Genomic DNA, 24,919 nt, shown 5'->3' with positions numbered 1-24,919 from the left:
GACCTGCCGGGCGGTCCGGGGCTCTACTTACGCCTCTCTCCTTCCCGGAACAGCGCTTTTGCCCGGGCGAAGGCAATCGGCCGCTGCAGGGGCCTACATGAAGCTTTGCGGATCGATGTCGACGAGGACCTGGACGGACCCCGTGGCCTTGGGTGCGGCATCGAGCCACGCCCTGCAATAGGATGAAAGATCGCTGTCGCGGTCGCCGTGGACGAGCAGCCTCAGCCGGTGGCGGCCGCGCACGAGCGCCAGCGGCGCATCCGCCGGTCCGAGCACCTCGATGACGGGATCGCGCGGGGCGGCCCGGGCAAGTGCTCTTGCGTGGTCCTCGGCCGCATGACGGTCGGTGGCGGAGACGATGATGCCGGCAAGACGGCCGAAGGGGGGCATGCGGGCGGCGCGGCGTTCGGCAAGTTCGGTCTCGTAAAATCGCTCGGGGTCGCGCGAGACGAGGGCGGCCATCACCGGATGCTCGGGCGCATAGGTCTGGAGGATGCCGAGGCCGGGGCTCAGGCCCTCGCCGCCGATGCGTCCGGCGCGGCCCGTGACCTGCACGAGAAGCTGGAAGGTGCGCTCGGCGGCGCGCGGGTCGCCATGGGCAAGGCCGAGGTCGGCGTCGACGACGCCGACAAGGGTGAGCTTCGGGAAGGTGTGGCCCTTGGCGACGAGCTGGGTGCCGATGATGATGTCGGCGTCGCCCTCGGCGATGGCGGCCAGTTCCCGGCGGAGCTGCTGGACGCCGCCGGTCATGTCGGAGGAGAGCACGACCGTCCTCTTGCCGGGCAGGAGCGTCTGCACCTCGTCGGCGATGCGCTCGACGCCTGGACCGCAGGCAACGAGGGAATCGACGGTGCCGCATTCGGGGCAGCTTTCCGGGCGCGGCATCGTAAAGCCGCAGTGGTGGCAGGAGAGCGTGCCGCGAAAGCGATGATCGACCAGCCAGGTGGAGCAGTTGCGGCATTGGAAGCGATGGCCGCAGGAGCGGCAGAGCGTCAGCGGCGCATAACCGCGCCGGTTCAGAAAGAGAAGGGCCTGCTCGCCCTTGCCGACGGTGGCCTCCACGGCGCGCATGAGACCGGGCGCCAGGAACCGGCCCTTGTCGGGCCCGGCCCGGCGCATGTCGATGAGCGCCAGTTCCGGCAGCGAGGCGCCGGTGGCGCGGAAGGGCAGGTGGATGCGCGTGTAGCGGCCGCGATCGACGTTGGCGCGGGTTTCCAGAGAAGGCGTCGCCGAGGCAAGCACGACGGGGATCTTTTCCATATGACCGCGCACCACGGCCATGTCGCGGGCGTTGTAGGTTGCCCGCTCCTCCTGCTTGTAGGCGGTGTCGTGCTCTTCGTCGACGACGATGAGGCCGAGGTCTGCAAAGGGCAGGAAGAGCGCTGAGCGCGCGCCGACGACGACGCGCACGTCGCCGGTCGTCACGCCGCGCCAAAGGCGCGCGCGCTGCTTGGGATTGACGTCGGAATGCCATTCGCCGGGGTTGGCGCCGAAGCGCCCGGAAAAGCGCTCCAGAAAATCGCGGGTGAGGGCGATTTCCGGCACCAGCACGAGCGCCTGGCGTCCCTTGCGCAGGGTTTCGGCGACCGCTTCCATATAGACGTCGGTCTTGCCGGCGCCGGTGACGCCTTCCAGCAGCGTCACGGAAAAGCCATTGGCAACGGCGGCTTTCAACTGGCGTGCCGCCTCTCCCTGGGCGTCGGTCAGTTCGCGGGGATTGAAGTCGGGATCGGGGCGATGGAGCGGGCGGCCCGGCGGCAGGTCGACGAGCTTCAGGGTGCCCGCCGCGACCAATCCGTCGACGACGCCGGGGCTGACGCCGGCGCTTGCGGCAAGACCCGTCCGTGTCCAGGCCATGCCGTCTTCCATCGTGGCGAGCACGCGGCGGCGGGCGTCGGTCATCCGTTCGGGCGCGTCGCCGTCGCGGATAACGCCGGTGACCGGCGCTTCCGGCTCCAGCGCTTCGGGCGAGCGCAGCACCATGCGCAGCATCATGCCGCGCGGCGTCAGCGTGTAGCGGGCGACCCAGTCGAGGAGCTCGCGTAGTGTGTCGGACAACGGGGCAATGCTGAAGACAAGCTCGATCGGCCGCAGCTTCTTCGCCGGAACTGAGGACGTGCCGCCGACGGACCAGACCGCGCCGATCACCTTGCGCGGGCCGAGAGGCACGATGACGATGGATCCGGGCCGGACCGTCATTCCTTCGGGAACGAGGTAGCTGTAGGTCTGGTCGAGCGCGACCGGCGTCAGGATCTCCGCGATGGTCGGAGTGGCGGACGGGTTGTTGCTGTCAGTCTGGCCGAAGAGGTCCGCCACGGAGGAATGTGCCCAGTCGATTCGAGGATGGGCTATTTCATCGGCTGCGAGCGACGCTGGCAATGTGTTCGCGGCGTCATTTCTGTTCGCGACCAGATTGGGCGATGTCGCTTGCCGTTTGCCTTTCGGGTGGCATTGGAAGGACATTGTCGGCTTTCTCGGTGCTGTCCTGCCTTCCTGACAATGCCCAACACGTTTCACCGCGAAAGGACCGATGGATTGAAAGCCGTCAATCTTGCCGAAAAACTGGCCCAATTTTCAAGCCACTGGGATCCGCACGTTGTGGCGGACTACAACGCGAACGACGTCATGGTCGTGAAATTCAAGGGCGAGTTCCCGTTTCACAAACACGATACGACCGACGACTTCTTCCTTGTTCTTGAAGGCGAAATGGTCATGGACATCGAGGGAGAGCCGTCGCGCACCGTCAAGGCCGGCGAGCTTTTTGTGGTTCCTAAAGGCGTTGTCCATCGCCCCCGTGCAGAGGCCGAAGTGAAAGTTCTGCTGATCGAGCCGAAGGGCGAGCCCAATTCAGGCGATAGCGGCCGGGAGCCGGCTCCAAAGCCACGCATATGAAGAGAACCGAATCTGCACCGCTTCGGGGATGACACGGCGCGTCTCCGGCGACAGTCGAACGAGCCGGTCTGAGAGCGATGTCCTAGGAGACGGCGACAATCGCCTCACAATATTGTGTGCTCGCTCTTCTTCTTTCCCTGCTGCACGCCATGTATCTTTCCTGAAACAAGTGAGCGGTGCCGCAAGATGCGGTGCCGGCTCCTTTGCGACGAAACGGACAAGGAGAAACGGAATTGAACCTTCCTTTCTACAATCGCCGTTCTTTCCTCACCGCTGCAGGAATGGCCGGAGCGGCTCTCGCACAAGGGCCAATGGGCCTCATTGCGCCCGCCTTCGCGGGAGGTCTCGCGCCGACCGCCTCCATGCGTGGCGGCAGCAACAATTATCGCCCCGGCGCGCCGCTGGTGGAACGTCTCGGGCGGGGCTTCTGGGTCTCCGGCCGCGTGGTTCGTGCCGGGGACGGCGCGCCGCTGGAAAATGTCCGCATCCAGATCTGGGCCGCGACCACGCTTGGCGGCGAGCGCGAGCCGCTCAACCACGGCAGCGTTCTCACTGCCGCCGATGGCTCGTTCAAGCTGGAGATGGAGCAGATCGTGCCGAATTTCGGCCAGCCGCACGCTCATCTCGCCTATGACGACAGCGCATTCCAGACGGTGTTCCTGCGCCCCGTGATGCCGAGTGCGAGCGATACGTCCGTCACGGCGGATTTCGTTCTCGCCCCGGCCTGACGTGTCGTCCGCAGGGGAAAAACAGTCGCCGAGGCGGACCTTCCTCGCCGTTCCGATCTGGGCCGTGCTTGCTGCTGTCGTCGCGGTCCCGATCGTGCTCGCGGCGCTCAGCCCGCTGCTCGCCTATCGCAGTGTGCCCTATACCGTCGGCGGCTTTGCCGGCATCCTGTGCCTTGCGGTGCTCTTCATCCAGCCCGTCCTCGCGGCGGGCTATCTGCCGGGCTTGCGCCTTGCGGAGGCGCGTAAATGGCACCGACGTGCAGGCTGGGCCATCGTCACGCTCGTCGCCCTTCATATTGGTGGCCTCTATCTGACGAGCCCGCCGGACACGCTGGACGCCCTGATGCTCGTCGCGCCGACGCCCTTTTCGGTCTACGGCGTCATCGCGCTATGGGGCATCGTGCTGACGGTCCTTCTCGTCTCGCTGCGGCGTCGGATGGGTATGCGCAGTTCGATCTGGCGGATTGTCCATAACGGTCTGGCCCTGATCGTGGTGGTGGCCACCGTCGTTCATGCCCTGCAGATCGAGGGCACGATGGAGCCGATTTCCAAATGGGCCCTCTGCCTTGCCGTCCTTCTGGTGACGAGCCTGACGCTGCTGGACCTGCGCATTGTCAAGCCGCTGCTGCGCTGGCGTAGCGGTGAGCCGGGCGAGAGCGAGGACTGAGGGCATATTTGCAATCCGGGGGCAGGGGCGAGCGCCAAGCGCCAACGGCTCAATTCTGTTCAACCTGGGTTCAGAAGGACCTGTGTCCTTACCTCCGCGACCATGGGAGTGTGGTTGCCTGACGCGTCAGTCTGCCGGCCGAAAAGACCGCCGCCATGCATGTTCCGTTCAATTCAGCTTCCGCTATTTCAACTGGTTGCGCCGAAATAGGATGAGACATTCCCATGCCGGACTTCCGGATAGAAAAGCCTGATATTTGCGAAATTTCGGGAATTCCTTGACGCAATCTTAGGTAGCTTCGGTGAAGCCTCCCAACTCATGAAAGGCGTGATTTTCTATCGGGGAGGCGGCTCTTGAGCTATGCTGTAAGCAGAATTCCAGTTTATTTTGTTGCCTTGGTCGCATCGATTTTCATTGGGGCGATAATCCCGAAGTTAATATTTCTCTTTGGGTCTACATTCATTTTAATTTGGGCGCTTATTTTCAGGAAGGAGAAATCAGAGAAAACAGATTTGGAATTTGCAGGTTTTTTTCTCTGGTTTTTGATCGCTCTGGAAGTGGTTGTGTTTGTTATATTTCTACTTATTCCAGATTTTTCGATGGATTTTTCCGTATATTTCCTGACGTCCTCGATGGGGCGTATCAATCTCGAAGTTCCTCTGGGTGACGGAATGGAGCTTCGCATCATGAAGCAGCATTACTCCGCTCTCTACAATTCTTTTCTGATAACTTATCTGTCCTATGGAGCCCTTTTGGTCGTCATCTATGATTTTGTGGAGCTTTCTCCAAATATTCCTAAAAAGCCTTACATTCTTTTGGCTTATCCATGGTGGTGCGTATTGGGGGTTGTGCTGACCTGTTCCTTGATTTTGCTGCTTTACATCCCGTTGCCTTACTTGCCGAAGGCGGGCCTACTCATCGCTCTTACAGGGCGTGGTCGTTCTTGAGCCATCCGGATGCCCGTGATTTGTTCATATTCCTGCTCTTCGTTCCGGCGCATCTTCTTCTTGTCCAGATCATTCAGGCCTTTTATCAGCTCAAGCTGAAACTGTTTGTCAGCGATCAGGATAGAGCGGCAATGATTTTTGAGGGACCTTGGCAGCGACGATAAGAGGCCAAGACATCAAGTCCGCTGGCCATCGGTTCGCGCAGGCTCTATGAAGCCGGCAGTCCCTTCAACGTTCATATTGCCCGAGCATGACCGATCAATCCCCGCCTCCGTCCGAAATCATCGTCATCTCCTCGCAGGTCGCGCGGGGCTCGGTCGGCGGCCGGGCCGATTTCGTGTTCGAGCGCCTCGGGCACCGGGTCTGGTTCGTGCCGACGGTGCTCTTGCCCTGGCACCCGGGGCACGGGCTTGCGACGCGGATCGAGCCGTCGCCGGACGATTTCGCGGCGATGCTGGCGGACCTCGGCCGTGCGCCGTGGCTTCCCAATGTCGGCGCGATCGTCAGCGGTTATCTCGGCTCCGGATCGCAGGCGGCGCCCATCGCAGGGCTCGTCAGGGCGCTGAAGGCGGTCAACCCGTCGGCGCTCTTTCTCTGCGATCCGGTGATCGGCGACGAAGGCGGCCTCTATGTTCCGGAGGCGACGGGGCAGGCCGTGCGCGACGAACTCTTGCCGCTCGCCGACCTCGTGACGCCGAACATCACCGAGCTTGGCTGGCTTTCCGGCCGGTCTGTGTCGTCGGTCACGGAGGTGGTGCAGGTCGCGCGGGCGCTCGGCCCGGCGCGGGTGGCGGTCACGTCCGTTCCGGCGATGCTGCGGGGCAAGATCGCGACGCTTCTGGTGGACGGCGGTGAGAGCGCCAGCGATCAGGTGCTGGTCGCGGAGAACAACAGGCTGCCGCCGCCCGAGGGGTCTCATGTCTTCAGCGGCACGGGCGATGTCTTCGCCGCGCTGCTGCTCGACAAGCTGCTCGCCAAGGTGCCGGCCGAAACGGCGCTGCGCCATGCGGTGGCCGGCACCTACGAGGTTCTGATCCGCTCGGCGCATACCGGCGAGGACGAGCTTGACCTCGTCGGCAGCCAGGACCGGTTCGTTCATCCGATGGCGATGGTGGACGTCCGGCGTCTGGCGGTGCCGCGCGAAACCGAGGAGATCCGGTGACGGACGAGCCGCCGGCGGCGCGGCCGAGTCTGGTCGCGGGCGTCGATGGCTGTCCGGGTGGGTGGATGGTGGTGACCATACGCCTGGAGGGCGATGCGCCGCCGATCGCACGTGTCGTCCCTCAGTTCCTCGATGTTTTTTTCGGCAGCGAGGTTCCGGGCATCGTGGCCGTCGATATGCCGATCGGTCTGCCCGACCGGGCCGGCATCGGCGGGCGCGGGGCCGAAGTCGCCGTCCGGCCGCTGCTCGGCGAGCGGCAGTCGAGCGTCTTTTCCGTGCCTTCGCGATCCGCCGTCGCATGCGAGGACTATCGCGAAGCCTGCCGCGTCGCGCTCGCCACCTCCGATCCGCCGCGCAAGGTGTCCAAGCAGGCCTTTCATCTTTTCCCGAAAATCCGCGAGATCGACGCGTTGCTGCGCGCCGATACCGGTCTGCAAGAGCGGGTCCATGAGGTCCACCCCGAGGTCGCCTTCTGGCGGCTCAACGGCGAACGGGCGATGTCGCTGCCGAAGAAGATCAAGGGTTCCGTCAATCCGGCGGGGCTCGATGAACGGCGCCAGCTTCTGGAGGCAAGCGGATTTTCGAGTGATTTCCTCTCGCAGAAGCCGCCGCGCGGGGCTGCCGGCGATGATTTCGTCGATGCCTGCGCCTGTGCGGCCATTGCATCACGGATCGCGCGCGGCCTTGCGCGTCCGTTCCCGCAAGAGGACATTTACGATGCCCATGGGCTGAGGATCGCGATCTGGGCCTAGAGCGCAACCTATTGAAGCGAATGCATTGTGCTCCAAATTCAGGAGCGCAGAGCGGCGCCAGGCCCAGTCATGTGAATGCGCGTGAGCGGGCACCGCACTGGAATCGTCCGAAATGGCGACATTGCAGCGCAGCATCCGGCCTTGCCGGCTTCCGTAAAACTGCTTAGACGTCGTCCGGGTTTTTACTGTCACGAGGTTCCTCACGATGAGTGTGATCGATTTGCCGGCAAGCTTTCCGGATCGTCTCGTCAGCGGCTACAAGTCGTTTCGCGACAGCCGCTTTCCGACCGAGCAGAGCCGCTTCAAGTGTCTTGCGGAGACGGGACAGCAGCCGGAGATCATGATCATCGGCTGCTGCGACAGCCGGGTCTCGCCGGAAGTCATCTTCGATGCCGGGCCGGGCGAAATCTTCGTCGTGCGCAATGTCGCCAACCTCATCCCGCCGTATCAGCCGGACCAGGTGCACCACGGCACCTCGGCGGCGCTGGAGTTCGCCATCGTCGCGCTCAGGGTCAAGCATGTGGTGGTGATGGGCCACGGCCGCTGCGGCGGCGTGCACGCGGCCCTCACCAATCCCGCGCCGCTGACCTCGACCGACTTTATCGGCCGCTGGATGTCGCTGGTAACCCCCGAGGCGGACCGGGTACGCGCCGATGCCTCCGTGCCGGAAGACCAGAAGCAGACACGGCTGGAACATGACGTCGTGCGCAGGTCGCTGGAAAACCTGATGACCTTCCCCTGCGTGAAGATCCGCACGGGCAAGGGCAACCTGAAGCTCCACGGCGCCTGGTTCGATGTCGGCCTCGGCGAACTGCATGTGCTCGATCCGGACACCGGCGACTTCGGCCCCTTCAGCGGGTTCTGATCCGAGGGCGTTGACGGCTGGACGGAGCCGCCGGGGCCTTGCGTTGAAACACCTGCGCTTCGGCGTCCGACTTGCCAGCCGGGCGTCTTCGCGGTAACGGGAGCGCCGATATCGTCGCGCGCGGGCGGAGCCGCTCCCGTGGGGCGACCTTCCAGAAGCTCCTTCAACGGGAAACGTCCGCAATGTCCAAGAAACTCTTCCTGCTGCCCGGCGACGGCATCGGCCCCGAAATCATGGCCGAGGTGAAGGCCATCATCGACTGGATGAACTCGGCCGGCCTTGCCAAGTTCGAGACGGACGAGGGCCTCGTCGGCGGCGCCGCCTACGACGCGCACCAGGTGTCGATCTCCGAAGGCGACATGGAAAAGGCGATGGCGGCGGACGCCATCCTCTTCGGCGCCGTCGGCGGACCGAAGTGGGACAAGGTGCCGTATGAGCATCGCCCGGAAGCCGGTCTTCTGCGCCTGCGCAAGGATCTCGACCTCTTCGCCAACCTGCGCCCGGCGATCTGCTATCCGGCGCTGGCCGACGCATCGAGCCTCAAGCGCGAGGTTGTCGAGGGCCTCGACATCCTCATCGTGCGCGAGCTCACCGGCGGCACCTATTTCGGCACGCCGAAGGAGATCGTGACGCTTGAGAACGGCGACAAGCGCGCTGTCGACACGCAGGTCTACACGACGCCGGAAATCGAACGCATCGCCCGCGTCGCCTTCGAGCTTGCCAAGACCCGCCGCAACCACGTCTTCTCGTCCGAAAAGCACAACGTGATGCGTTCCGGCGTGCTCTGGAAGGAAGTCGTCACCCGCGTCCACGCCGAAGAATATGCGGACGTCCAGCTCACCCACATCCTCGCCGACAACTGCGCCATGCAGCTCGTGCGCAATCCGAAGCAGTTCGACGTCATCGTCACCGACAACCTCTTCGGCGACATCCTGTCCGACGCCGCCGCGATGCTGACCGGCTCGCTCGGCATGCTGCCGTCGGCTTCGCTGGGTGCGGAAGACGCCAAGACCGGCAGCCGCAAGGCGCTCTACGAGCCCGTGCACGGCTCGGCCCCGGACATCACCGGCAAGGGCGTCGCCAACCCGATCGCGATGATCGGCTCGCTCGCGATGGCGCTGCGCTATTCCTTCGGCATGATCGAGGAAGCCAACAAGCTGGAAGCCGCCATCGCCAAGGTCCTGGCCGATGGCCTGCGCACCGGCGACATCGCCGCCAAGGGCGAGGCGACGGTCGGCACCAAGGACATGGGCGCCGCCGTGCTCAAGGCCTTCCAGGCGAGCTTCTGAGCGTCGTCCTTCACCGCTTCGCATGAATGACAGAGGCCCGGAGCAGCGGATGACGATCCGCCGCTCCGGGCCTTTTTTCGTTCAGGTCTAGTCGTTCAGATCTAAGCCGGGGACCGGATCAGTTGGTGATGCCGACCTTGGCGTTCGCCTTGACGATCATCGGATGCACCGTGAAGACGTCCGGCGTCGAGGGATCGACGTCCACCTTCAGCCAATGCACGTTCGGGCTGCCGAAGGTCTCGACGCGGGTGATGTTGGGGATCATGTGCGTGGCGTTGCGCAGCGGCTTGTCCATCTTGAAGAAGTGGGTGTCGCCGTGGACTAGCATGACCTGGCCGTCGTAGGCCTCGGCCTCGGCCATCAGCGCGTCGAGGAAGGCGGCATAGCCGTCGCGGTCGGGCATGCGGCTTTCGTCATCGTCCTCGGTCTCGGGAATGTCGAAGCCCGGATCGGCCTGGATCACGATCATCAGGCCCTTGTCGCCCTCGGCCTTGGCCTTCTCGAAGGAGTCGTGCATCCAGGCGATGTTGGCCTCATTGCGCTCGGCCCATTCGGCGTTGTCGGCGGCGCACTGCTCCAGCGTCCGGTCGCTCTTCTTGGTGCAGGCCTTGTCGTCGTTGACCTTGTTGTTGTTGCTGCCGGGCATATTGAGGCCGACGAACATCGCTCCGCCGCGCGAGACGCGGGTGTTCTCGACGTATTTCTCGCCCGGCTTGCCCTGGTGCTCCAGCGTCATCTTCTCCTGGCCGAAGCTGCCGGGTGTCGTGAACATCGTCTTGCGGATGTGGTCGAGGCGCTCGAGGTTGTCATAGCCGCCATTGTTGGTGCGGTGGCAGTCGGTCCACTCGTTGTCGCCGAGCACGTAGATCACCGGCTTCTTGAGACTGTCGAACATGTTCAGTGCGCTGTCGTAGACGTCGTCGGTGCACTTGGAGCTGCCGTCCTTGATGTCGCCGTCATAGATCGAGAATTCGATGTCGGAGGCGTTGATCGAGTCGATGAGAGCGGGGATCCGCGGCTGGTCGCCGGACTTGGCGTAGGGCATGTCGCCCCAAAGGCCGATCGAATAGGGCGCCTCGGCCGCTCCGGCCGTGCCGGCGGTCAGGACGCCGGCCAAAAGGGAGACGGTCGCGGCAAGCGCGATGCGAAGGCTGGGTGCTGTCATGATTTTTCCTGTCGTCTGTTCACCGAATGGATCGGGCGGTGCGGACGCTAGGATGGCTCCATGACAGTTATGTTGCCTTACGATCCCGATGCCGGCTTTCCGTGCTGTTGCACAAGGATTTCCGGCATTCCTGACAGGCTCTTGACAGGTTTGGCGACAGGCGCGCCGGGGCGACGCCTGATGTTGGGCCAGCGGCCTTCAGGGCCCGTTGAGCCACAGGATCGAGGCATTAAGCAGGCTGGCGAAGGCGACCCACACCAGATAGGAAACGAGCAGGTGCGCCGCCGTGCGGTTGATGGGCCAGAAGGCCCGCATCGTCAGCACCAGGGTGCCGATCAGAAGGACGATGACGACAAGGCCGCCGGCCGGGCTGTGGAGGCCGAAGAAGACGACCGACCAGAGAGCGTTCAGCACCAATTGTGCGAGAAAGAGGCCGATCGCGCGCCGTCTGCCCGGCGCATTCGGCCCGGCCCGCCAGACGCGCCAGAGCGAAAAGGCCATCAGGATATAGAGAAAGGTCCAGACCGGGCCGAAAACCCAGTTCGGCGGATTGAAGGGCGGCTTTTGCAACGAGGCATACCAGCCGGGAATCTCCGGCAGCGTCGCCGCGCTGCCGATCACGCCTGCCGCGGCGCAGAGGGCGAGGCAGACGAGGAAAGCGCCAAAATTCTTCACGGGCGAGGGACGGGCAAGGTCCGCCAAGGTGCAAGCTCCTGATCTTCAAACACCTTGCAGATAGGCCGGCCGGGCGAAACGTCCAGCCGGCTCAATCGCGCAGGCTTCGTCCGACCGCTGCGTCTCAGGCCTCGTCGAGCAGGCGGCGGGCGATGACCTGCGCCTGAATTTCGCCGGCGCCCTCGAAGATGTTGAGGATGCGGGCGTCGCAAAGGACGCGGCTGATCTGGTATTCGAGGGCAAAGCCGTTGCCGCCGTGGATCTGCAGCGCATTGTCCGCCGCCGCCCAGGCGACGCGGGCGCCGAGCAGCTTCGCCATTCCGGCCTCCAGATCGCAGCGCAGCCCCTCGTCCTTCTCGCGGGCGGAGAAATAGGTGAGCTGGCGGGCGATGTTGATCTCCACGGCCATCATCGCCAGCTTGTCGGCAACGCGCGGGAAATTGACCAGCGCCTTGCCGAACTGGATGCGCTCCTCGGCATATTTGAGGCCGATGTCGAAGGCCGATTGCGCGACGCCGACGGCGCGGGCCGCCGTCTGGATGCGGGCGCTCTCGAAGGTCTGCATGAGCTGCTTGAAGCCCTGGCCCTCGACGCCGCCGAGGAGGTTGGCGGCGGGGACCTCGAAGCCGTCGAAGGCGATCTCGTATTCCTTCATGCCGCGATAGCCGAGCACCTCGATCTCGCCGCCGGACATGCCCTCGGCCGGGAAGGGGGTCTCGTCCGTACCGCGCGGTTTGGGCGCCAGGAACATGGAAAGGCCGCGATATCCGGGCTCGTCCGGGTTGGTGCGGGTGAGCAGCGTCATCAGGTCGGCGCGGACCGGATGGGTGATCCAGGTCTTGTTGCCGGTCACCTTGTAGACGTCACCGTCCTTGACGGCGCGGGTGCGCAGCGAGCCAAGGTCGGAGCCGGTGTTCGGCTCGGTGAAGACGGCCGTCGGAAGCACCTCGCCGCTGGCGATCTTGGGCAGCCATTCCTGCTTCTGGTCTTCCGTGCCGCCGCCGAGGATCAGTTCGGCGGCGATCTCGGAGCGCGTGCCGAGCGAGCCGACGCCGATATAGGCCCGAGACAATTCCTCGGAGACGACGCACATGGATTCCTTGCCAAGGCCGAGCCCGCCGTATTCCTCAGGAATGGTGAGGCCGAAGACGCCGAGTTCGGCGAGCTTGTCGATCACCTCCATCGGGATATAGGCATTCGCCAGATGCCACTCGTGGGCATGCGGAAGCACCTCTTCCTCGGCAAAGCGGCGCATTTCGGCCCGGAAGGCTTCCATGGTCTCGTCAAGGCCGCTGTCGCCGACGATCTCCGCCTCGGTCTTCTTGCGCATGGCGTCGACAAGCGCGGCGCGCGGCGTGGGTGCGCAGCCGGCCGCGATCAGGGCCTCGACGTCGGCCGTGCGGGCCGCGGCGGCGGTTGCCGCATCGACTCCGAGATCACCAAGGCGAACGAATTCGCCCTGGTTCATGGGAATGCCGCCGAAGATCTGCGCCAGATATTCGCCAGCGCCGATCAGGACCAGGAGACGTTCGGTCTCGCCGAAGCGGCCCTCGGCGGAAAGACGCGTGCGATAGGCATCGAGCTGGGACAGGCTTTCGCGATAGGTGGCAAGCCAGGCAAGGCCGTGGGTCGCGCGCTGCTCGCGCTCCAGCGCGCTGCCATCGATGCGGCCGCCGACGGTGACCTTGGCCGCCACGGCTTTGCGGGCCGCGGCCACGAGCGCGTCGATCGCTTCAACGGCCGTCCCGAGCGTTTCGAGGACATCGCTGCTGCTGTCGCTGAAATTCGGTTGAAGGCTCATCGCGAATTCATTCCCTACCGTTATGATGTCTGCCGGTTGCAGGTCTTGTTGCAGATTTCGGGGCCTTGGACCCGTGCGTTGGTCGAGGAATTGCCGCTTTTTCGGCAGTCGGCAATGCGCTTTTCGTCACGGGGGGCCGCTGCATCTTGATGTGACGGCGAAATGGGACAAGTTTTCAAGTGTCTGGCTCGCGCTTTGATGCCGGGCTTTCATCCCAAAGAAGGAGAGGCCGGAGGTAATGGATTTGCGAGTTCCAGGTCCCGCCGATGTGTTCCATTTCCTTCTGGGGCTTGGCCGTTCCCTCTACAGGGCCATCAATCGCTTCAACGAAACGGATGGGTGGGCGATTGCCAGCCACATGGCGATGACCTCGCTGATGGCGCTGTTTCCCTTCCTGATCTTCCTGACCGCCTTTGCAAGTTACCTCAATCTCGGCGATGTCGCCCGCACCAGCATCTCGCTGCTGTTCGAGACCTGGCCGCAAAACGTCGCCGGTCCGATCACGCATGAAGTCTACTCGGTGCTGACGGTGCCGCGCGGCGATCTTCTGACCATCGGCATTCTTCTTGCCATCTACTTTGCCTCCAATGGCGTGGAGGCGATGCGGCTCGGTCTCAACAGGGCCTATGGCGCGACGGAGCATCGGAATTTCATCGTGCTTCGGCTCGAAAGCATCATCTATGTGCTGATCGGAACGGTCGCCTTCCTGACGCTCGGTCTTCTGGTGATCGTCGGTCCCGTGGCCTGGGGCATCGTCCAGCAACAGCAGGTCGTCCACGATCTTTCCGGACTTGCCGAAAAGTCCGGCCTCTCATCCTGGTCGCTCTATGCTTTCGTGACGTCGAAATTTGGCGTCTTCCTGCGCTACATCATCACCGCCGGGGTGCTCGGCATCGCGCTCGTCATTGCCCACTTGTGGCTTCCGGCGGGCAAGCGGCACATTGGCGACATCCTGCCCGGCATCGTGGTGACCATCGTTGCATGGATCGCCGGCGGCATCGGCTTTGCCACCTATCTTGCGCGCTTTGCCAACTATGCCTCGACCTATGCCGGCCTTGCGGGCGTCATGACGGCGCTCGTTTTCCTCTATCTCCTGGCGGCGATCTTCCTGTTCGGCGCATCCATCAACGCGGCACGTATCGAACATCGCGCGACGCGCGAGATGCTGACCATGGGGCAGGCATAGGCATAGAAATTTCAGTAACTTCGCTCGCCGATGACGCGGTTGATCTGTCGGGAAAACTGCTGATCTCGGCGGCCTTGAAGTCGTGCCGCGCTACGACTTTGGTAGGGAGGAGGTCCTTTATTTGGTTTTACTTTCTGTCCACCATTCAAAGGCAGACTTCCCGCGAACGAGGGAAGAATGCAGATGTTTGGATGGTGGACCAAGGACAGCACGCAGCCGGTCGCCGTCGAGCCGGAACCGGTGCCCGTGACGGTCATGGCGCCGGCGACCGATCCGGCTCCGAGGCACGACGACGTTCTCGTCGACATGATCGAGATGGACCTGAAGCGGATGGCCGAGCGCGTTGCCACCGTCGGGGCGTCGATGCGCGGGGTCACCGCGAAGAGCCGGACGATCGTCGCGGGCATTCATGATCAAACCGACACGCTGACCGCCCAGACGGAGAAAGCCGAGGCGAGCACCTCGGAGGTCGCCAACGCCATCGTCGCGCTGGTCGAGGCCAACCGCGACATTCGCGAGCGGGCCGACCAGTCGAGCCGGATGCTGGAGGATGCCCAGGCTTCGGCCACCAGCGCCAATGCTGAAATGGACGAACTTGCCAAGGCCATCAGCGACATCGAGGAGGTCGTGAGCCTCATTGCCGAGATCGCGGGCCAGACCAACCTTCTCGCCCTCAACGCGACCATCGAGGCGGCGCGCGCCGGAGAAGCGGGCCGTGGGTTCGCCGTGGTGGCGGGCGAGGTCAAGGCGCTCTCCGTCGAGACGCGTCATGCCACCGACCGGATCGCGGCCACGATCGCCGACCTTCGCGAGCGCGCCGACAAGGCCATCGGCTCGGTCGGCCGGATCGTGACCTCGGTCGACGGCATCCAGCCGGTCATTCGCGGCGTCAACGATGCGGTGGCGAGCCAGGCGGAGACGGCGGCCAAGATCACCCATGCCGCAGAGGAAACGGCCCAGTTCGCCGCCGAGGTCGCCGGCCATGCCCGCGACATCAGTTCGGCCGCCTTCGAGGCGGTCGAGGCCAGCCAGGGGGCGGAAGACGCGACCGTCTCGATGGACGAGACACTCGCCGATGTCACACGCAAGATGCTGACCGTCGTGCGCCAGTCGGAAAGCGGCGACCGGCGCAAGGCGGACCGCTGGCCGGTGGAGATCCACGGACGGCTGAAGGACGGCGGACGCGAAGTCCCCGTCGCCACGATCGACCTTTCATCCGGCGGCTGCCTCGTGCGGGCGACCGACGATACGGTCCTGAAGCCCGGGAGGACCGAGATTGTTCTCGACGGGATCGGGCGTCTGCCGGTGCGTGTCGTCGCGGTCAGCCCGCTCGGCGCCCACATGGCCTTCGATGCCACGGAGGGAGCCGCCTATGAAGCGGTGACGACTCGTGTCGAGCGTCTTGAGGCTGACAGCGCCGGGGATATCGCGACCGTGCAACAGGCGGCCGCGACGATCTCCTCGTTGCTCGAAGAGGAAATCCGGTCCGGCAATCTCTCCGCCGAAGCCCTCTTCGACCACGACTACACGCCGATCGCGGGGACCAATCCGCAGCAGGTGGAGACGCGGGCGCTCAAGGTTCTCGAACGCCTGTTGCCGCCGATCCAGGAGGGCGTGGTGGAGCGCGATACCAGCGTCGCCTTCTGTGCGGCGGTGGACCTCAACGGCTATCTGCCGGTCCACAACAGGAAGTTCTCGCAGCCGCAAAAGCCGGACGATCCGGTCTGGAATGCCGCCAACAGCCGCAACAAGCGCATCTTCGACGACCGCACGGGGCTGCTCGCGGCCCGCAACACGCGGCCCTTCCTCGTCCAGAACTATGCCCGCGACATGGGTGGCGGCAACATCGTGATGATGAAGGAAACGGACGCGCCGATCATCGTCGCTGGACGCCACTGGGGTGGTCTGAGGCTGGCACGGCGGCTGTAACAGTCCTCCCCGCGAGACGGTTCGGCCGGCCCGTGGCCGGCTTACGTCTTCCGCGTCGCCAGCGCCACGGCGAGGGCGACGAGCGCCGTGCCGGCCATCTGGACGATGGTCAGGGCTTCGCCGAAGAGCACCCATGCCATCGCCGCCGTCGTCGGCGGCACGAGGTAGAAGAGGGCGGCGACCTTCGAGACCGCTCCCTCGCGGATCATCAGCATGAGCAGCAGCACGCTGATGATCGAGAGGACGATGGCGAGCCAGGCGACGACCGCGACAAGCTGCAATCCCGGCACGTAATGAAAGCCCTCGGCCGCCGCGAGCGGCAGGAGCGCCAGCGTCGCGCCGACATATTGCAGGACCGTGGACGAGAGAAGATCGGCGCCGGAGACGAAACGCTTCTGATAGATCGTGCCAAGGGCTGCCATCGCGACGGCCCCGATGGCGATGAGAATCGCCATCGGCGTGACGCTGTTCGCAGCGCTCGGGTCCAGCTTCGGCACGACGACCATCGCGGCGCCGACAAGGCCCAGGGCCAGGCCGATCAGATGCGCGCGCGACAGACGCTCACCCAGCACGGGACGAGCGAAAATCGCCGTCAGCATCGGCTGGAGCCCGACGACGAGACCTGCAAAGCCGGCCGGCAGTCCATGCTTGATGGCAAAGAACATGCCGCCGAGATAGGCCGCATGGATCATGATACCGGCAACCATCGCGTGGAGGGCGATGCGCGGGGAAGGCCTGCGTTTGCTGTAGACCAGCGCAATCAGCCCGAGCGCCGGGATCACGAAGGCCATCCGCAGGAACAGCAGCGAGAAGGGGCCGGCGACCGGGGCGGCGTATTTCGCCGCGATGAAGCCCGTCGACCAGAGGACGACGAAGGTCATCGGCGCGACACGCAGGATCAGGCGGTCGCCTTCGGTTCCGGTGGGCGTTGTCGTTTGGCTGGCGGTATTCATCAGGCGGCCTTCGAATTTCGAGGGCCGCAGTCATACGCGCGTTCGGCCGGGTTGTGAATGGCCCGGCGAGGGCGGCAGCTATGCCGCCGCCGCGCTCATCCGGTCGACGATCCGCACCACATCCGCCATGATGTCAGTGAGTTGGAAGTCCTTCGGCGTATAGACGGCGGCAACGCCGATCGCCTTCAACTGTTCGGCATCGTCCGGCGGGATGATGCCGCCGACGACGACGGGCACGTCGTCGAGCCCGTTCTCACGCATACCCTTCATCACCTCGCGCACCAGCGGCAGATGGCTGCCAGAGAGGATGGAGAGGCCGACGACGTGGACGCCTTCCTCCAGCGCGGCGTTGACGATTTCGGCCGGGGTCAGGCGGATGCCCTCATAGACGACTTCCATGCCGCAGTCGCGGGCGCGCACGGCGATCTGTTCGGCGCCGTTGGAATGGCCGTCGAGGCCCGGCTTGCCGACGAGGAACTTGATCCGCCGGCCGAGCTTGTCGGAGACGGCCTCGACGGAGGCCCGGACCGCCTCGATCTCGCCGGCGGAGGCCGATGCGGCGGCGCCGACGCCGGTCGGAGCACGGAACTCGCCGAAGACCTCGCGCAGGGCGCGGCCCCATTCGCCGGTGGTCACGCCCGCCTTGGCGGCGACGATCGACGGCTCCATGATGTTGCGGCCTTCGATGGCGGCGGACCTGAGGTCCGCCAGCGCCTTTTCGACGGCCTTGGCGTCCCGGCTTTCGCGCCAGGCCTTGATCGCCTCGATGGCTTCCGGCTCGACGTGCTCCGGCACGGTGAGGATGCCGCCGTCGGCACCGGCGGCCAGCGGCGACGGCTCGGTCTCGACGAATTTGTTGACGCCGACGACGATCTGCTCGCCGCCCTCGATGCCGGCAAGGCGGCGGGTGTTGCTCTCCACCAGCGCCCGCTTCATGTAGCCGCTTTCGACGGCCGCGATCGCCCCGCCCATCTCCTCGATGCGGGCAAGCTCGGCGCGGGCCTCGTCCTTCAGGGCGTCGACCTTGGCGGTCATGACGGTCGAGCCGTCGAAGATGTCGCCGTATTCGAGCAGGTCGGTCTCGAAGGCCATGATCTGCTGCATGCGCAGCGACCATTGCTGGTCCCACGGACGAGGCAGGCCGAGGGCCTCGTTCCAGGCCGGAAGCTGAACGGCGCGGGCACGCGCGTTCTTGGACAGCACCACAGCCAGCATCTCGATCAGGATGCGGGCGACGTTGTTTTCCGGCTGCGGCTCGGTGAGGCCGAGCGAGTTCACCTGCACGCCGTAGCGGAAGCGGCGCATCTTCGGGTCCGCGATGCCGTAGCGGGCTTCCAGGATCTCGTCCCAAAGCTCGGTGAAGGCCCGCATCTTGGCGACTTCGGTGATGAAGCGCATGCCGGCGTTGACGAAGAAGGAAATGCGGCCGACAGCGGCCGGGAACTCGGCCTCGGGAATCGCGCCGGAGGCCTTCATGCCGTCGAGCACGCAGGTGGCGGTGGCAAGGGCGAAGGCCAGCTCCTGCACCGGCGTCGCGCCCGCTTCCTGCAGATGGTAGGAGCAGACGTTCATCGGGTTCCACTTCGGCATGTTCTGGTAGGTCCAGGCGATCATGTCGGTGGTGAGCCGCATCGAGGGCGCGGGCGGGAAGACGTAGGTGCCGCGCGAGAGATATTCCTTGATGATGTCGTTCTGCGTCGTGCCGTTGAGGGCTGCCCGGTCGGCGCCCTGCTCGTCGGCGACGGCGATATAGAGCGACAGGAGCCAGGCGGCCGTCGCGTTGATCGTCATGGACGTGTTCATGCGCTCCAGCGGGATGTCGTTGAAGAGCGCGCGCATGTCGCCGAGATGGGAGACGGGAACGCCGACCTTGCCGACTTCGCCGCGCGAGAGGGCGTCGTCCGGGTCGTAGCCGGTCTGGGTCGGTAGGTCGAAGGCGACGGACAGGCCGGTCTGGCCCTTGGCGAGGTTCGACCGGTAGAGCGCGTTGGAGGCCGCCGCCGTCGAATGACCGGCATAGGTGCGGATGATCCAGGGCTTGTCGCGTTTCACATCGCTCATCGGCTTGCTCGTCCCTTTGTCGCGTTGGCCTTCCCCGTGCCGGCCATCGTCATGCTCGATGCCAATGCTTTGGTTTCGCCGGACTTTGCGGCGTTTCTTGCCCGGGCAAGTCTCTGCCAGGCAGATCACCTTCAGACGTTCCGGCGCGGCATCAGCTTATTCTTGTCTCAAGCTATAGGCACGCCTTGAGGCCTTCGAAAAGCCCTTCCTTCGCACAGCAGCAATTCGACGCACCTTGTGTCATGGAATTGCACAAGACTTGGGATTGCCTCACAAAAGTGCGGAAATCCGCCGATTTGGTCTTTCGGCGCATGCGACGTGTTGCCCTATACGCAAGATCGGATTGACCTGTGCATGGTGTAGGCAACCGGGTCAGCTGAAGGCCGCTGCCGCGCTGCAGCAAAATGCGAAACAAGGGAGATCGCATGCCTCGGCCGATCTCAGGACCGACCGTTCAAGAGAGAAAAAGCCATGAGCGCTGCCACAAAACTGAAATCGGGGTCTGAAACCAAGGATCTCTACGACATCGGCGAAATTCCGCCGCTCGGCCACGTTCCGGAAAAGATGTGGGCCTGGTGCATCCGCAAGGAGCGCCACGGGCCGCCGGAAGAGGCCATGCAGCTCGAGGTCGTGCCGACCTGGCAGCTGGAAAACGACGAAGTGCTGGTGCTCGTGATGGCCGCTGGCGTCAACTACAACGGCGTCTGGGCCTCGCTCGGCAAGCCGATCTCGCCTTTCGACGGCCACAAGCAACCCTATCACATCGCCGGTTCCGATGCGTCCGGCATCGTCTGGGCCGTCGGTTCCAAGGTGAAGCGCTGGAAGGTTGGCGACGAGGTCATCGTCCACTGCAACCAGGACGACGGCGACGACGAGGAGTGCAATGGCGGCGACCCGATGCTGTCGCCCTCGCAGCGCATCTGGGGCTACGAGACCAACGACGGCTCCTTCGCCCAGTTCTGCCGGGTGCAGAGCCGGCAGCTGCTGCCGCGCCCGAAGCATCTGTCCTGGGAGGAATCGGCCTCCTACATGCTGACGCTGGCCACCGCCTACCGCATGCTCTTCGGCCATGCCCCGCATACGCTGAAGCCGGGCCAGAACGTGCTGGTGTGGGGCGCTTCGGGCGGTCTCGGCGTCTTCGCGGTGCAGATCATCGCGGCAGCGGGCGCCAACGCCATCGGCGTCATCTCCGACGAGACCAAGCGTGATTACGTCATGAGCCTTGGGGCCAAGGGCGTCATCAACCGCAAGGACTTCGACTGCTGGGGCCAGTTGCCGAAGGTCGGCAGCCCCGAATACGACAAGTGGTTCGCCGAAGCGCGCAAGTTCGGCAAGGCGATCTGGGACATCACAGGCAAGGGCGTCAACGTCGATACGGTGTTCGAGCATCCGGGCGAGGCGACCTTCCCGGTCTCGACCTTCGTCGTCAAGCGCGGCGGCATGGTGGTCTTTTGTGCCGGCACGTCCGGCTTCAACATCACCTTCGACGCCCGTTATGTCTGGATGCACCAGAAGCGCATCCAGGGGTCGCACTTCGCCCACCTCAAGCAGGCGAGCGAGGCCAACCGCTTCGTGCTCAACCGCCGGGTCGATCCGTGCATGTCGGAGGTCTTCGCCTGGGACCAGATCCCGGCCGCCCACACCAAGATGTGGAAGAACCTGCATGCGCCGGGCAACATGGCCGTGCTGGTCAACGCCCCGAAGACCGGCCTCAAGTCGCTTGAGGACGTCCTGGAGGTCACCGGCGACTGACCGGCCCCGGGATCGGAGCCTTTTGCCTTTTCCCGCGGTTATCGGTTAGGAAGGCCGGCAACCGCGGGAAGGGTGACGGCATGACGGACAGTGACAGCGCGCGCATCGATGCGCTCGAGATGAAGATCGCCCATCAGGACGAGGTGATCGAGGACCTCAACCGGACCATCACCGCGCAGTGGTCGGAGATCGACCAGCTCAAGAAGGCGATGGCGACGCTGTTCGACCGGCTACACCATGCCGAGGGCCGCCTTGCGGCCACCGCGCCGCCGGAGCCGCCGCCGCCGCATTATTGAGGGCGGCGGAGCAGGTGTCCGTGCCGGCGTCCTGCGTCCGGCAGCTCGCGTCGGGAACGGCCCCGACTGGACCAACTCCCCGTGTGACCTTACCTTGGCTCCACGACCACCAGCCAAGGCTTTCCAATGGACGACGTCCCGCCCAAGTTCCTGCCCTTCGACCTCTCCGCCACCGTTCCGGAAGACGGGGCGCCGGAGCCTGACCGCATCGTCAAGGGCGATCCGCGCTTTCGCACCTGGAATGTGGAGGAGAGCCCGGACGGCAAGATGTTCTCCGGCGTCTGGGAGGCAACGCCCGGGATCTGGCGCGTCTCCTACGACGAGTGGGAATTCTGCTCCATCCAGTCCGGCATCTCGTTGCTGCACGAAGACGGCGCGGAGGCTCCGCATCGGCTGGAAGCCGGCGACAGCTTCGTTATCCGGCCGGGGTTCTCGGGTCTTTGGGAAGTGGTCGAGACGACCCGCAAGCTCTACGTGATCCGCCTGCCTTGACTGGGAAGCCGCGCATTCTGGTGCTTGGAGGGACGCAGGAGGCAGCAAGCCTTTGCCGACTGCTGGCCGAGCGTCGGGGTCTTGACGCGAGGGTCTCGCTTGCCGGGCGCACGGTGGCACCGAAGCCGCTGCCGCTGCCGACCCGGATCGGCGGATTCGGCGGCGCTGATGGGCTTGCCGCCCACCTGCGCGATGAGGGGATCACGCATCTCGTCGATGCCACGCACCCCTTCGCCGCGCAGATTTCCGACAATGCCGTGATTGCCGCGCACGCCGCCGGCGTGCCTCTGCTCGTCCTTGCCCGCCCGCCGTGGCAGCGCGAGCCCGGCGACCGGTGGACCGAGGTTGCCGACAATGCCGGTGCCGTCGCGGCGCTGGGGTCTGCACCCCGGCGGGTGTTCCTGACCATCGGTCGGCTCGGCATCGCCGATTTTTCTGTCGCCCCGCAGCACGCCTACCTGATCCGTAGCATCGACGACCCAGGCGATCTGTCCGTCTTCCCTAGGCATCGCCTTGTGCTCGATCGCGGTCCCTATGCCGCCGACGCGGAGGAAGCCCTGATGCGGGACGAAGGGATCGACGTCGTCGTTTCCAAGAACAGCGGCGGCCCGGCGACCTACGGCAAGATCGAGGCTGCGCGCCGGCTGGGCATCGAAGTGGTCATGGTGACGCCGCCGGCCCGGGCCGACGTGCCGACGGTGCATGATCCGGAGGCCGTGCTGGCGTGGATCGATGCGTCTTGAGCGCCGGCCTAGCCTTCAAGGATGAAGGATGCCGTTCTTGACGATGTGCTCCAGCCCTTTTCTGACGGCAATGCACTTGATCATGCTCTTCTTGCCGTTTCGGGTGAACGTCGCACCGATACTTTTGATGTTTCGGTCTATGTACCAGCTGTAGATTGCGTTGACCGTCAGTTCCATTCCGTATTTCACGAACAGATGATTGGCGTTCATTGCGAAGTCGGCGTCCCGGGAGATCACTTCGCTGTTGATCGAGGCGAATTCGGCGATCTGCATGATCGCGCGCTGTTCGAGAGCCAGGTTCGGGATATGGCCGGCCATGCACTCAAGAAGGTTCACCTTGCCATCGTAATTTCCATCACGAGGATCGAAAAACGAGGCGATCGCGACCGCCTTGTTTCCGGAAAAGCCGACGGCGCCGATATCAATCCTGGAGCCGTTCCTGATCGTCACCCATTGCAAATCACTCATTTGATCAAATCTGTCAAAGAAGAAATATTAAGGATTAATAAATTGTCGACAGGAAGTTATTGTCTTGACTAGATTAAAGTAACGCAAGTCCCAATGCGGCTATGAATACAATAATCGCCTGGATCGTTAACGCCCGAACGTAGAGCGCCAATGCCCGGTCGATGTCGTCCGGGCCAACGTCGCGCCGGCCGTTGCCCATGGTGGCGTCGTTGACGCGGGTGTTGCCATAGACCTTCGGACCGTTGAGGGCGAGGCCGAGGGCCCCTGCGGTCGCCGCCTCCGGCCAGCCGGCATTGGGCGAGCGGTGATGCTGGGCATCGCGGAAGACGGCCTGGACGGCCTGCCTCGGCGAGGCGCCGCGCATGGTGGCGGCGGCCAGCACCAGGAACAGCGCCGAGAGCCTTGAGGCCGGCAGGTTGACGAGGTCGTCGAAGCGGGCGGAGGCCCAGCCGAAGGCGCCGTGGCGCTCGGTCTTGTGGCCGATCATGCTGTCGGCGGTGTTGACGGCCTTGTAGGCGACGCCGCCCGGGAACCCGAGGATCGTCATGTAGAAGACCGGCGCGACGATACCGTCGGACAGGTTTTCGGCAAGGCTTTCGATGGCCGCGCGGGAAACGCCCGCCTCGTCGAGATAGGCCGGGTTGCGCCCGACGATCCGGCCGACGGCTGTGCGGCCTTCCTCAAGCGACACGCGCAACCCCACCGAAACCTGCGCGACATGAACATAGAGGCTGCGCTGGGCGAGCAGCGTCGAGGCGAGGATGGCAAGCGCCGCGAAGCCGATCGGATGAAAGCCGATCAGCCGGTCGAGAAGGAAGGCGGCGAGTGTCGGCAGGCCGATGATGATCGCGAGCGCGACGACGCCAAGCGCCCTTCGAATGTCCTCGCCATGCTCCGGCCGATTCAATGCATCGTCGAGCGCGGCGATCAGCGCACCGATCCAGGTGACCGGATGGCCGATCCACCGAAAGAGGACTTGCGGATAGCCCGTCAGTGCTTCGGTGAGGATCGCGGCGAGGGCGAGAAACGGAAAGAGCCAGAAGTCCAAGATGCTGATCCGACGTGTTCGATGATGACGAGATCGATCGCCGGCGACTGATACGCCGAAAAATGCCCTGTGCAAATGCGCGATCGACGCTCGTCATTCGCCGCTTCATTGTCTATTGACGGTAGAGGGGTGGACAATCGTCGACAGTCGCCACCCTTTTTCTGCGTGAACCGGATTGCCGCGGCATTCTTTCACAGACCATGGCCGGTGACCTTTGGGGCGCCGATTTCTCGAGCCAAGACGTTCCGCCTTGCCCACCGACAGCACCGACATCCTGCCTTATGCCAAGCGCGGCGTCGTGGACCAGCATCCGCCGCTGGTGCTGCTGCACGGCTTCGGGGGGAGTGCGGCCGGCTGGACCAATCTCCAGATCGCCCTTGAGCGCCGGCGCCGGTCCATCGCCTTCGACCTGCCGGGCCATGGCCGGGCGCTCGGCGCGGCGAAGATCGGCAACGCCCATGTCTCAATGCTGGCGGTGATGGCCAGCATGGATGCGCTGGGGCTCGACCGGGTGCATCTCGTCGGCCATTCCATGGGCGGGGCCGTGGCGGCGCTGCTGGCCCTCAAGGCACCGGAACGGCTTGCGAGCCTTACGCTGCTTTCGCCGGGCGGCTTCGGCCGCGAAATCAATCATGTGCTTCTTCGCGCCTATGGCCGGGCACGGGACCTGGAGGCGCTGGCGCCGCTGGTGCCGCAGTTCTTCGGGCCGGCGTTCCGCCTGCCGCGCCGGATGGTCGAGAACGAGGCGCGCGAACGGGCCGAACCCGGCCGGGTCGAGACGCTGGTCGACATCTGCGAATCGATCCTCGACGGCAACATGCAGAAGATGCTGCCGCGCGAGGCGCTCGGCGACCTCAAGGTGCCGGTGAAGGTGATCTGGGGCTTTGCCGACCGGGTGCTGCCGGTCAGCCAGTCGGCCGGCCTTCCGGGCATGGTGGCGCTGCACCGCTTTGCCGGTGTCGGCCACATGCCGCATCTGGAGGTGCCGCGCGAGGTGGCGCGGCTGATCGCCCACCAGATCACGCTGGAAGACGTGGGATAACCCTGC

General features: G+C 64.6%; 23 protein-coding genes. 15 read left to right on the top strand and 8 right to left on the bottom strand.

Going from position 1 to position 24,919, the window contains the following annotated elements; all coding sequences use genetic code 11:
* Positions 1–93: 93 nt before the first annotated feature.
* Positions 94–2,316 (bottom strand): primosomal protein N', encoded by a 2,223-nt coding sequence (locus HDIA_RS20010; protein WP_245883993.1) that lies wholly within the window; start codon positions 2,314–2,316, stop codon positions 94–96.
* A 183-nt stretch (positions 2,317–2,499) separates the two neighbouring features.
* Between HDIA_RS20010 and HDIA_RS20005 the strand changes: the two genes are divergently transcribed.
* The 8 genes from HDIA_RS20005 to leuB all read left to right on the top strand — a co-directional run bounded on the left by HDIA_RS20005 (position 2,500) and on the right by leuB (position 9,302).
* Positions 2,500–2,892 carry a cupin domain-containing protein gene (locus HDIA_RS20005; RefSeq protein ID WP_425432958.1) on the top strand — a complete coding sequence of 131 codons (393 nt, stop codon included), beginning with the start codon at positions 2,500–2,502 and terminating at the stop codon, positions 2,890–2,892.
* A 281-nt stretch (positions 2,893–3,173) separates the two neighbouring features.
* Complete coding sequence (locus HDIA_RS20000) at positions 3,174–3,620, top strand: peptidase associated/transthyretin-like domain-containing protein (protein WP_099559047.1); 447 nt, start codon at positions 3,174–3,176, stop codon at positions 3,618–3,620.
* 64 nt (positions 3,621–3,684) lie between these two features.
* Entirely contained in the window at positions 3,685–4,287 is a 603-nt protein-coding gene (locus HDIA_RS19995; protein WP_245883991.1) for a ferric reductase-like transmembrane domain-containing protein, read from the top strand.
* Positions 4,288–4,640: 353 nt separating this feature from the next.
* The gene (locus HDIA_RS19990) at positions 4,641–5,234 is read left to right on the top strand and encodes a hypothetical protein (RefSeq protein WP_099557756.1); all 594 of its coding nucleotides are present in this window, start codon (positions 4,641–4,643) and stop codon (positions 5,232–5,234) included.
* A 250-nt stretch (positions 5,235–5,484) separates the two neighbouring features.
* On the top strand, positions 5,485–6,396 hold the full coding sequence (gene pdxY / locus HDIA_RS19985; protein WP_099557755.1) for a pyridoxal kinase: 912 nt from the start codon (positions 5,485–5,487) through the stop codon (positions 6,394–6,396).
* Positions 6,393–7,148, top strand: coding sequence for a DUF429 domain-containing protein (locus HDIA_RS19980; protein ID WP_281259964.1), 756 nt, complete (start codon positions 6,393–6,395; stop codon positions 7,146–7,148). Before pdxY ends, HDIA_RS19980 begins: the two co-directional genes overlap by 4 nt.
* 205 nt (positions 7,149–7,353) lie before the next feature.
* Positions 7,354–8,013, top strand: coding sequence for a carbonic anhydrase (locus HDIA_RS19975; RefSeq protein ID WP_099557754.1), 660 nt, complete (start codon positions 7,354–7,356; stop codon positions 8,011–8,013).
* A 182-nt stretch (positions 8,014–8,195) separates the two neighbouring features.
* A complete protein-coding gene (leuB, locus tag HDIA_RS19970; RefSeq protein WP_099557753.1) occupies positions 8,196–9,302 on the top strand; it encodes a 3-isopropylmalate dehydrogenase in 1,107 nt (368 codons plus the stop codon).
* Between the two features lie 118 nt (positions 9,303–9,420).
* Here leuB and HDIA_RS19965 read toward each other — a convergent pair whose 3' ends face one another.
* From HDIA_RS19965 to HDIA_RS19955, 3 genes are all read right to left on the bottom strand, one after another.
* A complete protein-coding gene (locus HDIA_RS19965; RefSeq protein ID WP_099557752.1) occupies positions 9,421–10,467 on the bottom strand; it encodes a hypothetical protein in 1,047 nt (348 codons plus the stop codon).
* A 198-nt stretch (positions 10,468–10,665) separates the two neighbouring features.
* Complete coding sequence (locus HDIA_RS19960; RefSeq protein WP_099557751.1) at positions 10,666–11,169, bottom strand: TspO/MBR family protein; 504 nt, start codon at positions 11,167–11,169, stop codon at positions 10,666–10,668.
* 97 nt (positions 11,170–11,266) lie between these two features.
* Positions 11,267–12,943: an acyl-CoA dehydrogenase family protein gene (locus HDIA_RS19955; RefSeq protein ID WP_099557750.1), complete on the bottom strand. Its 1,677-nt coding sequence runs from the start codon at positions 12,941–12,943 to the stop codon at positions 11,267–11,269.
* Positions 12,944–13,181: 238 nt separating this feature from the next.
* On the opposite strand from HDIA_RS19955, the gene HDIA_RS19950 reads away from it, so the two are divergent.
* The gene (locus HDIA_RS19950) at positions 13,182–14,129 is read left to right on the top strand and encodes a YihY/virulence factor BrkB family protein (protein WP_099557749.1); all 948 of its coding nucleotides are present in this window, start codon (positions 13,182–13,184) and stop codon (positions 14,127–14,129) included.
* Between the two features lie 177 nt (positions 14,130–14,306).
* Positions 14,307–16,058 (top strand): methyl-accepting chemotaxis protein, encoded by a 1,752-nt coding sequence (locus HDIA_RS19945; RefSeq protein WP_099557748.1) that lies wholly within the window; start codon positions 14,307–14,309, stop codon positions 16,056–16,058.
* A 41-nt stretch (positions 16,059–16,099) separates the two neighbouring features.
* Here the strand turns inward: HDIA_RS19945 and HDIA_RS19940 are convergent, their stop codons facing one another.
* Both HDIA_RS19940 and HDIA_RS19935 read right to left on the bottom strand, forming a co-directional pair.
* Entirely contained in the window at positions 16,100–17,011 is a 912-nt protein-coding gene (locus tag HDIA_RS19940) for a DMT family transporter (RefSeq protein WP_099557747.1), read from the bottom strand.
* A gap of 78 nt (positions 17,012–17,089) precedes the next feature.
* Positions 17,090–19,072, bottom strand: coding sequence for a protein meaA (locus HDIA_RS19935; RefSeq protein ID WP_099557746.1), 1,983 nt, complete (start codon positions 19,070–19,072; stop codon positions 17,090–17,092).
* Between the two features lie 471 nt (positions 19,073–19,543).
* On the opposite strand from HDIA_RS19935, the gene ccrA reads away from it, so the two are divergent.
* From ccrA to HDIA_RS19915, 4 genes are all read left to right on the top strand, one after another.
* Positions 19,544–20,824 (top strand): crotonyl-CoA carboxylase/reductase, encoded by a 1,281-nt coding sequence (ccrA, locus tag HDIA_RS19930; RefSeq protein WP_099557745.1) that lies wholly within the window; start codon positions 19,544–19,546, stop codon positions 20,822–20,824.
* A gap of 80 nt (positions 20,825–20,904) precedes the next feature.
* Positions 20,905–21,120: a SlyX family protein gene (locus tag HDIA_RS19925; RefSeq protein WP_099557744.1), complete on the top strand. Its 216-nt coding sequence runs from the start codon at positions 20,905–20,907 to the stop codon at positions 21,118–21,120.
* A gap of 126 nt (positions 21,121–21,246) precedes the next feature.
* On the top strand, positions 21,247–21,612 hold the full coding sequence (locus HDIA_RS19920) for a cupin domain-containing protein (RefSeq protein ID WP_099557743.1): 366 nt from the start codon (positions 21,247–21,249) through the stop codon (positions 21,610–21,612).
* Positions 21,609–22,355, top strand: coding sequence for a cobalt-precorrin-6A reductase (locus HDIA_RS19915; RefSeq protein WP_099557742.1), 747 nt, complete (start codon positions 21,609–21,611; stop codon positions 22,353–22,355). Before HDIA_RS19920 ends, HDIA_RS19915 begins: the two co-directional genes overlap by 4 nt.
* A gap of 15 nt (positions 22,356–22,370) precedes the next feature.
* On the opposite strand, the gene HDIA_RS19910 is transcribed toward HDIA_RS19915, so the two are convergent.
* Positions 22,371–22,805, bottom strand: a complete 435-nt coding sequence (locus tag HDIA_RS19910) for a hypothetical protein (RefSeq protein ID WP_157775748.1) — start codon at positions 22,803–22,805, stop codon at positions 22,371–22,373.
* Between the two features lie 91 nt (positions 22,806–22,896).
* A complete protein-coding gene (gene cbiB, locus HDIA_RS19905; RefSeq protein ID WP_099559045.1) occupies positions 22,897–23,880 on the bottom strand; it encodes an adenosylcobinamide-phosphate synthase CbiB in 984 nt (327 codons plus the stop codon).
* Positions 23,881–24,121: 241 nt separating this feature from the next.
* Here cbiB and HDIA_RS19900 point away from each other — a divergent pair, with 241 nt between their 5' ends.
* Positions 24,122–24,913 (top strand): alpha/beta fold hydrolase, encoded by a 792-nt coding sequence (locus tag HDIA_RS19900; RefSeq protein ID WP_099557740.1) that lies wholly within the window; start codon positions 24,122–24,124, stop codon positions 24,911–24,913.
* The last annotated feature ends 6 nt before the right edge of the window (positions 24,914–24,919 follow it).

This window comes from Hartmannibacter diazotrophicus, from assembly GCF_900231165.1.
Classification (GTDB): domain Bacteria; phylum Pseudomonadota; class Alphaproteobacteria; order Rhizobiales; family Pleomorphomonadaceae; genus Hartmannibacter; species Hartmannibacter diazotrophicus.
The sequence above is the reverse complement of the archived record's forward strand: the minus strand, read 5'-3'. Positions and strand labels throughout refer to the sequence as shown.